Source organism: Campylobacter sp. JMF_15 NE4 (genome assembly GCF_027737645.1).
Taxonomy (GTDB): domain Bacteria; phylum Campylobacterota; class Campylobacteria; order Campylobacterales; family Campylobacteraceae; genus Campylobacter_B.
The window spans coordinates 1-11,832 of record NZ_JAOVTY010000002.1 but is presented as its reverse complement, the minus strand read 5'-3'; the positions used below and the strand labels follow the sequence as shown (position 1 = coordinate 11,832).

Below are 11,832 nucleotides of genomic sequence, written 5' to 3'. Positions count from 1 at the left end.
TTCACTAAATTTAGCCTATTTAAGGAGCAATGATGATTTTTATCGACGCATGTTTGAAAAAGCCGACACCTTATACGCCTGTGTGGATGATGAGACAAGCAGGGCGTTATTTGCCCCAGTACATGGCAGTGCGAAAAAGCGTGGGCGGATTTTTGGAGCTTTGCAAGGACTTTCGCAAGGCTAGTGAGGTTACGATCCAGCCTGTGGAGATTTTAGGCGTCGATGCGGCGATTTTATTTAGCGATATTTTGGTTGTTCCGCTTGAAATGGGGCTTGATTTGGAATTTGTCGCAGGCGAGGGACCAAAATTTAAAAATCCTTTGAAAAATTTGGAAGATTTAAAGGCTTTAAGTCCCGAAAAAGCCGTGAAAAATCTGCAATATGTCTATGATACGGTCGCGCTAACAAGGCAGAATTTAAGCGATGATAAGGCGCTGATTGGCTTTTGTGGTTCGCCTTGGACGGTGGCGACATATATGATCGAAGGCGGCACAACAAAGACTTATGCGATTTGCAAAAAAATGGCGTATTCTAACCCTGAGCTTTTGCACGAAATTTTACGCGCCGTTACGGAGACGACCAAATTTTACCTTGAAAATCAAATCAAAAACGGCGTAAATGCCGTGCAGATTTTTGATAGCTGGGCGAGTGCATTAGAAGAAAGCGCGTTTTTCGAGTTTAGCTGGAAGTATATTTTAGAAATTTGCGACTATTTAAAGGCGAAATTCCCGCAAATTCCGATTATTGTTTTTCCAAAGGGCATTAGCGGATATTTGGATAAGATTAGCGGTAATTTCGATGTTTTTGGCGTGGATTGGAGCACTCCGATAGAGCTAGCTGCGGCAAAACTTGGGCAGAAATACACGCTTCAAGGAAATATGGAGCCAACCCGCCTTTATGACAAAAATGCCATAAAACATGGTGTTTCGCAGATTTTGGAAGTTATGAAAAATCGCCCGCACATTTTCAATTTGGGGCATGGAATTTTGCCTGATATTCCTGTGGAAAATGCGAAATATTTCATAAATTTGGTGCATGAAATGAGCGCGAGATAATGAAATACATTTTTGGTCCCGTAAGCTCACGCCGTTTTGGGCAGAGCCTTGGGATTGATTTAAGTCCAAATTCGAAGCAATGCAACTTCAACTGTGCATATTGCGAATTAAAAGCCAAAAAGCCCATTTCGCAAATGAGCGAGATTTGCGATATTCCGCCCGTGCTTGATGAGCTTAAAACGGCTTTGGCTAAATTTAAAAATACCCAAGTCATCACGCTTACGGCTAATGGCGAACCTAGTCTTCACCCTAAATTTGGCGAACTTGTAAGCGAAATTAAGGCTTTAAAACTCTCTCAAAAACTGCTAGTTTTATCAAATTCAAGCAGAATTTGCGAAAATTACGAAGCGTTTTTGAAATGCGACATTTGCAAATTTTCCCTTGATAGCGTGGTTAGTGAAACTTTTAAAAAAATCGATAATCCGCATGATAGTGTAAATTTGGACGAAATTATCTCAAATTTGATTAAATTTAGCTCTGAATTTAAGGGCGAATTGGTTATTGAAATTTTGGTTGTCGCAGGTCTTAATGATAATGTCAGCGAATTTGAAGCTCTAAATTCGGTGCTTGAAAAAATAAATCCCGCTCGCATTGATTTAGGCACGATTGATCGTCCGCCTGCGTTTAAAAACGCTAAGCCAGTAAGCTACGAGAGGCTAGAATTTTTAAGCAAATTTTTGAAAAATCAAAGCGTAAATATAGTCGCAAAACCAAAATACGATAGCGAAAAGCTCGATTTTAGCGAAGATGAAATCCTATCTATGCTAGTTCGCCGTCCCCAAAGCCTAAGCGATGTAAAAGCAAAATTTAGCGAACTCTCAAAGGCAAATTTAACAAATTTGCTAAATTTAGGAAAAATCACTCTAAAAGACGGATTTTATAAGGTTTTATGAAATTTATATTGTAAGAATTTGCAAATTCGCATTTTTTGATTACTTAACCGCAATGGTGAATTTATTTTTCATCATTGCAAAAAATTGTAAAAGGAAAAATATGAAATTTTTGTTTGTATATTTATCTTTATTCACATTTTCATTTGCAAACATAGTAGATATGTTTATTAAAGATTGTGAAAATGGAAATGCAAAAATTTGCACTGATTTAGGGCATAGTTATGAATACGGTAGATTGGTGCGTATGCTCCCAAGTGATTACTATGAAAATTTTACAAAACTAAAATGCGAACAAAACAGCGCCATAGACTGCATTGCATATGCTGATTTATATGAAAAAACAGACAAAGCCAACATTAGAAAAAAAGCATTAGATATTTTCATAAATGAGTGTGATAATGGTGATATTAACGCATGCGATAACGCTGCTAAACTGTATTATCATCACGAATTTTTATTTAATAAAAAACTAGAAAATAGTGAAAAAATAGGGTTAGAATTCTATATGAAAGAAAAATCGCTATATGAAAAAGAGTGTGAAAAAGATGACGCATATAGTTGTATGAAGGTTTATGAATTATGTAACCTTATATTAAAAACTGATGGTCAAATTTATCTTAGCAAAGCTCACCAAATTTATGAAAAAGAGTGTGAAAGTGGCAATACAAAAAGTTGTATAGAAAGACTAAAACATGAAGAAGACAATGGAATTACTACAAAAATATTTGGAATACTAAAAGATAGTTGTAATAATGGAGATTTGGATAGTTGTGATTTACAACAATATGAAATTTCTTCGTATTTTACAAAAACAATAAGTGAAAATGATAAAAATGAAATTATTAAGAACTATCTAAATTTATCTTTTAATGCTTGTGAAAATAAAAACGCTTTGGCTTGTCTTAGACTTGGCAAAGCTTATATAAACGGCGAATTTTTAACGAAAGATATAGAAAAAGCCAAAGATTTTTTCATAAAAAGTATGACATTATATGCAAAAGAGTGCGAGAATGAAAATAGAGATAGTTGTAAAACATTTGATTTATATTATAACAATAAGGCGAGTATTCCAGTGTTTGATTTTGAAATTCCGATTAAAAAAGATGAAAATTTGTCTCGAAAATATTTTTTAAAAGGTTGCGAGATGAACAAGAATGCTTATTGTCACGATACGCATTTAAGGTGAAAATTTTGAGCATTGTAGAGTGGGTATCCTTGCCCACCTTATTGTCTAAATTTTTGTGTCATTGCGAGCGAACGAAGTGAGCATGGCAATCCACTAAAATTTAGAGAGAATTTAAAATTTAAAAAATATTTGCGAATTAAAATTTATCTAATTTTTCTGGATTGCAACGCTGGGCTCGCAATGAGACCAAATTCGCGCATTTGAAATTTCAAATTCATAGATTGCCACACATTTTGCTAACACAAATTTTCGCAATGACAATCAAACCTCACTCCACACTGCGCCACCACGGCGTTTTTGGCAAATTTTGCAGGTCAAAAATCTCGCCAATCATCGGCGTTGTTATCTCGAAATTTTGCCCCGCACTAGCACTCATTAATCGCTCCATAGGCTCGCTCCATTTATGATACGCCAAATCAAATTTCGCCCAGTGTATCGGCAAAATCGCGCGCACACCAAGCACGCTGGCGTTTTTCGCGCTTTGCTCTGGCATGGAGTGGATCTGCGCCCAGGCGCGGTTGTAGGCGCCGTTTTCTAGCATGGCGATATCAAAGTGTCCGTATTTTTGCGCGATTTGCGCGAAATGCTCGCCATCTCCGCTATCGCCTCCGTAAAAAATCCTAGCCCCATCAGCGATAATCGCATACGAGCCCCACAGCGTGGTATTTCTGTGAAATCTACCGCTAAAATGCCTAGCGCGTTCGAGCGTGAAGCTCACACCATTTACGCTTGCGCTCTTTTCTAAATCTAGCTCCGTGATTTTCGCGTCCTGCACGCCCCAGCGAAGCAGGTGGGCGCGCACCCCAAGAGGCACGATATAGCGCTCTGCTTTGGCGTCAATCTCCCTGATAGCGCGCATATCGAGGTGATCGTAGTGATCGTGGCTGATTACCACGCACAGCTTATCCGGCAGTTCCGAAATCCTAGGCGTTATCTCATACTTAAATGGCGCACCACCCACGAAAATGGGCGAGGCGCGGTAAAATACAGGGTCGGTGATGATATTTAAATCATTTATGCGAAATAGCACACTCGAATGCCCAAACCAGACAAAATCGCCGTTTTTGAGAGCGCTAGGCTCGAATTTCACGCTAGGAAGCGCGCGGGAGGGGTTTTTGCCCTTTGGGGTAAAAATCATATCATAAAGCCAGCTTAGCATGCTTGGCATTTCATCGCTGGTCGCAAGCACCGTAGGCTGGGCGTTTTCGAAGGTTTTGCCGTTGTATGCCTTGCTGGCGCGGATTTTTGCCATAGAAATCTCATCTGGCACGCCGCCAAAAACAGGGTGAAATTTCACGAAGCAAAGCACGAGCGCGCCCAAAAACAAAACCGTAGCAAAAAACCAAAATATCGATTTTAAAATCATTTTTTTCCTTTGAAATTTTTGGTTTATATTAGCGAAATTTTGAAATTTTGCTTAGACAAATTCTCCAAATTTATTGCCCAATTTTGCAAATTTTAGTAAAATGCGCCCAAAAATAGGAGAAATTTTGATTTACGATGTGATTATTGTGGGCGCGGGCGCGGCTGGGCTTTTTAGCGCGATAAATTTGCGCGCAAAAAGCGTTTTGATTGTGGAGAAAAACGCCTTGGCAGGGCGCAAAATCTTAGCCAGCGGTGGTGGGCGGTGCAATATCACAAATGCAAATTTGAGTGCGAAAAATTATTTAGGAGATGAAAATTTTATCTCGCAAATACTGCGCCGGCTAAGCGTAGATGAACTTTTGAGCGTGTTTGCGCCTTTGGAATTTGGCTTAGAAAAAAACGCTCAGTATTTTTGCAAAAACCACTCGCGCGCAGTGTTACAAAAACTACTATCTATGGCGCAAAAGAGCTGCGAAATTCGCACAAATTGTGAAATTTGCGAAATTTCAAAGAGTGGCGAAATTTTTAATGTGCTTAGCGTCAAAGGCGAGAAATTTTGCGCCAAAAATCTCATAATCGCCACTGGCGGACCTAGTTTTAGGGCGCTTGGTGCAAGTGATAGCGCGCTAAGCTTTGCGGTGAGTTTTGGCATAAAGTGCGAGAAATTTCGACCAGCCCTTGTGGGGCTTTGTGTGCAAAAGAGCGAGTTTTGGTTCAAAAATCTAAGTGGAGTAAGCCTGCCCCTGCGCGCAAAGCTCGCAGGGCGCGAGATCGCAGGGGAGGCGCTATTTACGCACAGGGGCATTAGCGGGCCAGCGATTTTAAATGCGTCGCTGTTTTGGAGAAGTGGCAAAATCACTCTAAATTTCGCCCCAAATCACAATATGCAAAGCCTAGAAAAGGCCCTAAATGGCGGGAAAAAACAGCTTTCGAGTTTGCCGTTTTTGCCAAAACGCTTTGTTTTGGAGTTTTTGCGCTCGCAAAATTTGCAGGATAAAATTTTCTCAAAATATAGCCTCGCAGAGCTAGAAAAAATCGCGCGAATTTTTTCTTACGAGTTTGCGCCTGCTGGCACTTTTGGCTTTGAAAAGGCCGAAATTAGCGCGGGTGGCGTTTGCACGGACGAGCTAGGCGCGGATTGTGAAAGTAGGAAAATCCCCGGGCTGTATTTTGCAGGCGAGTGCATAGACGCATCTGGAATGCTTGGAGGATATAATCTGCATTTTGCCTTTGCTAGCGCTCTTTGCGTGGCGCGCGCGATAAATTCTAAATTTAGCGCGCGAAATTTGGCTAAATTTGGCTAAAATTTGCGAATTTGAGAAATTTTAAAATTCGCCAAATTTCGCAAATTTAGCCCAAAATTATCGCTCAATTTTTTCGATTATGATATCGCCTGATTTTAGCCCTTCGAGCGTGGTTTTGGCCTTTTCGTCGTCTTTGAACTCGGCGCAGTAAATCTCCAAATACTCAATCCCTTTGGCGTTGTTTTGATTCATTAGCTCGATTGCTGCGAGTGCCAAATACGGGCGTTTTGCGCCAAGTTCGGTAGCGCGAGATAAAATTTCTTTTGCCTTGTCTGTGCGAGTGGAATTTAGCAAAAACTCGCCATAAGTGGTTAAAACCTCGGCGTTTTGGCTATCGCGCGCTAGTATTCTCTCATAAATCGCGTCGGCTTTTTCCTTGGCTCCCAGCACATCGAAATTGTGTTGGGATACATAAATTTGGGCGAATTTCATATCGAATTGCGTGCGGTCTTTGGCGTCGATTTTATCGGTGATAATCTCTTTGTTTATATATTCAAAAACGCTCGCCATTAGCACGGAGTCGTTGTATCCTTGCTCGGCTTCGTCCTCGCTGTCAAATTTCAGCGGATACTCGCAGGCGTGTTTGCACAGCGCGTCGGAGTATTCGTAGAGTTTGGCGATGTCGAGGTTCGCACCTCCATTAGGATTTTTTTTCATTATAGCGTCGTTTGAATACGCGCTATACGGCTCGGCGCAAAGTGCGCTAAATAGGGCGAAAATCGCGATTAATATGCGGTTTGTCATTTTCTTATCCTTAAATAAAAAAGTTACTAATTCTAGTGGAAAAATTTAAATAATTACTGAATTTAGACTAAATTTTTAAATTTCATTTTTAAACGCACTTTTTGGATACAGACCGATTAGTTTTTTTACCATTTTGCCGTTTTTATCATATATCAGCGAGGTTGGCGTGCCAAATATCCCACCAGCGACATTTGATAGGTATTTCACAGAGGCTGGTGCGCTAAGCGTAGGGAATTTTACCCCTTTTTCGCGCGCGGTTTTCAGATCCGTTTCTAGCTCACCGCCACCGCCTAAAACGCCGATTACAAGGGCTTTTTGCGAGGCGTGGATTTCATTTAGGATAGGGGTTTGCGCCCCACATGCCCCGCACGAAGCCGTGAAAAAAAACAAAATCACAGGTTTGTCATTTCCGCTCACGCTAAAAGAGCGGGTTTTAGGGTCAAATTTCGTCGCGATACTCTCGCCATTTAGGGCTAAATGGCGTTTTTCGCCATTGCATGCGCCAAGCATTAAAGCGCACGCTAGGGCTAGCGCAAATTTTAAAATTTTAAATTTCATTTAAAACCTCGATTTTATCTAATTTTCCGTGCCTTAAACGCACGACTTTATCAGCGTATTTGCCTAATTCTTCGTTGTGCGTAACGAGTATGAGGCTCTTTCCTTCGGCGCGCAGTCCCTTAAAAAGCTCCAAAATCACAGCCTCGTTCGCCTCGTCTAGATTGCCCGTAGGCTCATCGGCGATGATGATATCAGGCTCGTTGATTAGGGCGCGCGCGATACATAATCGCTGCTGTTCGCCACCACTAAGTTCGCTTGGTCTATGCGCCAGTCTGTGCGCTAGGCCGACCCTTTCGAGCGCGCTTTTTGCACTTTTTTCATCGACGCAGGAGTGGTAGTATTGATTTAGCATGACATTTTCAATGGCGTTTAGGTATGGTATGAGGTGGAATTGCTGAAAAACAAGGCCGATTTTTTTGCGACGAAATTCTAAAATTTGCGCTTCATTTAGCGAGCTAGCATCATCTCCGCCTAGCAAATACTCGCCCTTTGTGGGGCTATCCATCAAAGAAAGGATATTTACAAGCGTGCTTTTGCCACTCCCGCTTGGCCCCATTATGCTCACCCACTCGCCCTTTTTCACGCCAAAGCTAATGTCATCTAGCGCCTTTACATCACCGAAATATTTACAAATACCATTAAATTTTAAAATTTCCATATTATTCCTTTAATAAATTTGCCAAATTTGGATTTAGCGCCCGTTTTATGGGATAATAACTCGCACTAAGCGCGAAAATCAGCGATAAAATCACCGCCATTACAAGCCCTATAAATCTAAAATCCACTCCGCTAGAAAATAAAATTTGACCCAAAATTATGGCTAAAAAATACCCGATTATCGCGCCAAATACTGCCCCGCTAACGCACAAAAGCAAAATTTCGCCCAAAATTATGTGAAAGATATTGGCCTTGTTTGCGCCGATTGCGCGAAGCAGGGCGAATTCTTTAATGCGAGAGAGTAGGACCTGGCTCAGGCTAGTGTTTATACAAATCGAGGTTATGGCTAAAATCGTAAAGCCACTTAGTAGCATTAAAAGCTTGATTTTATCTAGGATTATGCCTTGTGTTTTGGATACTTTGCCCACGACATTAAAGCTCATTTTCTCATCGCTCAAATTTTGTGAAATTTCGCTAAGACCCTTAAAATCGCTATCTACAATCGCTTCGGCGTAGTTGATTTCGCCTTTGGCATTAAAGATATTTTGCGCCAAATTTAGCGAAATTAAAAGCAAGCCATCTTCCTTGCCTCCGTCAAAAACAATGCCCTTTATGCGGACTTTGTGAGTGAAATTTGCATTTGCGTTGTGCGGAGAAATGCCGATTTCATCGCCTAGCTTCACGCCTAAAATTTTGGCTAAATCCTCGCCGATTAGGGCGTTTTTATCGTCGAAATCCACTCTGATTAGCTCGCCCTCTTTGAGCCCCAAATATGGCATTGTTTTTGCCAAATTTGAAAACTCCACACCCATTACCACAGCCGAATTTACCCCTAAATTCGCACTTTTAAATAGATAGCTATTGTGTGCTTTGAGATTTGGAATTTTTTCAAATTTCGCCCTTAGCTCATCTTCGCTAATGATAAAATTCTGCGAGGAATTTGGCGAGATTATCAAATTTGCCCCATAAGAGTTTAATTCTCCTGCGACTTTTTTGTCGATATCTGCCCAGATATTCACAAATGCCGCGCAAACTGCCGAGCCAAGGGCGATTGCGATAAAAATCACAAACGAGCGCAAAGAGTTGGCAAAAATGCTTTTTAAGACTATCGTGCGATAAAATTTATTATTTTCTACCATATAAAACCTCCGCTGGTGGCAGTTTTAGCGCGCTACGAAGTGGCAAAACCGAGCCGATTAGACAGATTACAAACCCAAATGCAATGCTTAGTGGCAAAACTAGCAGAGCAAAGCCCAAAAATGAGCCAAAGATTTGCTGTGCGATAATTTGGCTTGCTAAGTATCCCGCGCTCGCCCCTAAAATCGAAGCGAAAAGGCACACGACGAGGGTTTCGGCGATGAATTGCAAATATATAGCCAAACCGCTTGCCCCAAGCGCCTTTAAAAGTCCGATTTCCTTTTTGCGCTTGAAGGTTTCGTTGCTAAGCAAGCTTGCAATGCAAATGCTAGAAATGATGAGCGAGAGGATACTCACCACGCCCATTAGGCCTTGGATTTTTTTGGTGATTCCACTCTGGGCTTCGCTCACGCTAAGGACTGCTTTGGCGCTTGCGTTTGGGAAATCCTCGGCGATTTGGTATGCTATGGAGCTAACATAGGCTGAGCAATACCATGTATCGTGCTCGACGGCGTCTAGGCTGTCTAAATTGCGCCTAGCTTTTACCGATAAATCATCTTCTGGGATTGTCATTGCGGATACTTCTGCTTTGGCGATTTGACCCTCGCGGTGAGTGAGCTTTTGCACGAAGGCTAAATTTGCGACGATTTTATCGCTGTATTCCTCCGCGTCGTGCAAAATCCCCACCACGCGCACAGTGTAAATGCCTAGATCAATCTCATCGCCGATTTTTAAACCCAGCTTTTCGCCTGCGATGACTTCATCATCTGCGCCGTCCTTTGCCCACTCGCCCTCCACGCGCCAAAATGGATAAAGGTGCCTTACCCCGACCCTAAAATCAGGTTCATCACTCACACCTGCGGGTCTGTCGAAGTATGTCCCAACGACCTCAAATTCATCGATTTGCTCGGATAAAAACGGCGCGTAGCTTGTGATATTGTTGCGCCAAAAAATCTCTTTGATTTTGACTAAATCACTTTCGGCTAAAAAATCATCGTTTGCAAGTGGCGAAAAATCGCGCCCTGCAATTTCGATATTTAGGTTGGCAGATCTGGGCAAAACCACGATATTTGCGCCGTATCTTCCAAGCTCGCTTGCTAGTTTGTCGCCGATTTTAAGAGTGATATTTAGCATGCAAGCGATTAAGCCAACAGATAAAAAAATCGTCAAAAACGCTAAAAATTTCGACTCCTTAGCCCCAAAAATCGAAGCTTTTAAAATTCTAAAAAACATTATTTAAGCTCCTTTAAAGTGCCATTTTCATCGACGAAATTTTGCGGATTTTGAGTGAAAATTTCTTCGTTTTTTTCGTTTTCGAAAAAGTAAATCCTGCCATAATACAAATAGCTAAATTTCGATGAATTTGAAATTTGCGCGCGCGAAACGGGGTCGATGACCTGTTTTTCGACGATTTCGCTAAAATAGCTCGCCCCGCTTAAAATTTCGCTAAGCGCGATTTTTACGCGCTCGCCGTCAAAGTCAAATTTCATAGGGATTGGGTTGCAGCCGCCTATTTTGCCGACACTTGGCAAGAAAATTCGCACATTGCACGCTATGCAGATTAGCTCATCGCCCTTTTTGACATAGCCCATATCTCCGCAAATCGAGCACGCGTCAAAGACCGCAACTGGCGAGAGATGAGTGCTAAATTTATTTAGTAAAAAAAAGCGGATTTTATGGCCATCATCGCTGATATAGGCGTATCTGTGAAGGCGCCCGTCTTGCAAAGCCTGCGCGTCAAAGACAAACTCGCCATTTACTGGCTCTACGAGCGTGGGTGTATCAATCGTAGGCGGGCGAGAAGCTACTAGCAGATAATAGAGGCTAATAGCGCAAAATAGGGCGCAAAGTGTAAGTGTGCAGAGGAAAATGCGCCAAATTTTAAACCTTGCGCTTTTGTTTATGCGCCAAGCGATGATATTTTCATCTCGCGCTAGTTTTTTGGGGGCTAAATTTAGGTAGAAAATCCCCATAAATAGGGCAATTGCACACAAAATCAATATTAAATGCTGGTTGTTGTGGTAGATGATTTTGGCGATTATGCTTAGAAATTCGCTCGAATTTATAAATTTGAGCGAGGCGAAATTTGCGAAGTATCCGCCCTGCCTAATCCCTAGCCCCACAAATCCGAGCTTGGCGATGAATAAAACGGCGCAGGTTAGGGCAAGGGCGACAAAATTTGCGCGCGCTCGATTTTTTAAAATTTCGCTATAAAGCAGGTAAAATAAAGCTAGGCACGAAAGAGCCAAAATCACCATAAAAAGGTTTAGAATAGCCCCGCTATCAAGGAGTTCGGTGCTAAAAATTTTAAAATTTGCGCTGATTAAAAAATACTCAAAACAGGCGCAAACGCCAAGGGCAAAAATGCAAAATTTGGCAATTTTTGAAAGGCAAAATTTAGCGCAAAATGGCAGTAAAAATAGCGCAATCAAAGCCAAAATATCAAAGAAAATTTTGCCTTCTTGCGCGATTAGACTATGATTTAGCGCGCTAAAACAGGCACCCCCAAACACCGCTCCAAAAAAGGCAAATGCAAAATCTTTTTTGCCAAAGTGCGCGGCGATGATAAATAGTGGCAAAAATGCCAAAACAAAATGGTAAAAAAATATCGACAAAACTGCAACCTAAATGTGAAATTTTAGAGCTGTTTGAAATAAAATGCAAATTTAAAATTTAAATTGTGTCTAATTTGTCATTGCGAGAATTTTGCGTTAGCGAAATTCGTGGCAATCTACGAATTTAAAATTCCTTGCGCTAAATTTGCTGTCATTGCGAGCGAAGCAAAGCAATCTAGGGAAATTAAATTCAAAATTCAACCTAAATTTAGCATTGAACGATTTTTTAAATTTTAGGCGAAATTTTGCTTTTCTCGTAAGGGGGAAGGGGGCTTGAATTGCGAGGTCGCGCCCCTTCCCCCTTACAATCCCCCAACC

11 protein-coding genes are annotated in these 11,832 nt (G+C 41.4%); 4 read left to right on the top strand and 7 right to left on the bottom strand.

What is annotated here, in order from left to right; translation table 11 throughout:
• The first annotated feature begins 32 nt into the window (after positions 1 to 32).
• The 3 genes from hemE (at position 33) to OFN98_RS04330 (ending at position 3,134) form a co-directional block, all read left to right on the top strand.
• Complete coding sequence (gene hemE, locus OFN98_RS04340) at positions 33 to 1,055, top strand: uroporphyrinogen decarboxylase (RefSeq protein ID WP_270876624.1); 1,023 nt, start codon at positions 33 to 35, stop codon at positions 1,053 to 1,055.
• On the top strand, positions 1,055 to 1,948 hold the full coding sequence (locus tag OFN98_RS04335; RefSeq protein WP_270876623.1) for a radical SAM protein: 894 nt from the start codon (positions 1,055 to 1,057) through the stop codon (positions 1,946 to 1,948). Before hemE ends, OFN98_RS04335 begins: the two co-directional genes overlap by 1 nt.
• 100 nt (positions 1,949 to 2,048) lie before the next feature.
• Complete coding sequence (locus tag OFN98_RS04330) at positions 2,049 to 3,134, top strand: hypothetical protein (RefSeq protein ID WP_270876622.1); 1,086 nt, start codon at positions 2,049 to 2,051, stop codon at positions 3,132 to 3,134.
• A 268-nt stretch (positions 3,135 to 3,402) separates the two neighbouring features.
• On the opposite strand, the gene OFN98_RS04325 is transcribed toward OFN98_RS04330, so the two are convergent.
• Positions 3,403 to 4,500, bottom strand: a complete 1,098-nt coding sequence (locus OFN98_RS04325) for an MBL fold metallo-hydrolase (RefSeq protein WP_270876621.1) — start codon at positions 4,498 to 4,500, stop codon at positions 3,403 to 3,405.
• Positions 4,501 to 4,624: 124 nt separating this feature from the next.
• Here OFN98_RS04325 and OFN98_RS04320 point away from each other — a divergent pair, with 124 nt between their 5' ends.
• Positions 4,625 to 5,803 (top strand): NAD(P)/FAD-dependent oxidoreductase, encoded by a 1,179-nt coding sequence (locus tag OFN98_RS04320; RefSeq protein WP_270876620.1) that lies wholly within the window; start codon positions 4,625 to 4,627, stop codon positions 5,801 to 5,803.
• Between the two features lie 57 nt (positions 5,804 to 5,860).
• Here OFN98_RS04320 and OFN98_RS04315 read toward each other — a convergent pair whose 3' ends face one another.
• The 6 genes from OFN98_RS04315 to OFN98_RS04290 form a co-directional block, all read right to left on the bottom strand.
• Complete coding sequence (locus OFN98_RS04315) at positions 5,861 to 6,547, bottom strand: tetratricopeptide repeat protein (protein WP_270862109.1); 687 nt, start codon at positions 6,545 to 6,547, stop codon at positions 5,861 to 5,863.
• A 75-nt stretch (positions 6,548 to 6,622) separates the two neighbouring features.
• Positions 6,623 to 7,105, bottom strand: a complete 483-nt coding sequence (locus tag OFN98_RS04310) for a TlpA family protein disulfide reductase (protein ID WP_270876619.1) — start codon at positions 7,103 to 7,105, stop codon at positions 6,623 to 6,625.
• Complete coding sequence (locus OFN98_RS04305; protein WP_270876618.1) at positions 7,095 to 7,763, bottom strand: ABC transporter ATP-binding protein; 669 nt, start codon at positions 7,761 to 7,763, stop codon at positions 7,095 to 7,097. The genes OFN98_RS04310 and OFN98_RS04305 overlap by 11 nt, the downstream gene beginning before the upstream one ends.
• A gap of 1 nt (position 7,764) precedes the next feature.
• Positions 7,765 to 8,901 carry an ABC transporter permease gene (locus tag OFN98_RS04300; RefSeq protein WP_270876617.1) on the bottom strand — a complete coding sequence of 379 codons (1,137 nt, stop codon included), beginning with the start codon at positions 8,899 to 8,901 and terminating at the stop codon, positions 7,765 to 7,767.
• Positions 8,888 to 10,132, bottom strand: coding sequence for an ABC transporter permease (locus OFN98_RS04295; protein WP_270876616.1), 1,245 nt, complete (start codon positions 10,130 to 10,132; stop codon positions 8,888 to 8,890). The genes OFN98_RS04300 and OFN98_RS04295 overlap by 14 nt, the downstream gene beginning before the upstream one ends.
• On the bottom strand, positions 10,132 to 11,514 hold the full coding sequence (locus OFN98_RS04290; protein WP_270876615.1) for a Fe-S-containing protein: 1,383 nt from the start codon (positions 11,512 to 11,514) through the stop codon (positions 10,132 to 10,134). Before OFN98_RS04290 ends, OFN98_RS04295 begins: the two co-directional genes overlap by 1 nt.
• Positions 11,515 to 11,832 lie beyond the last annotated feature (318 nt).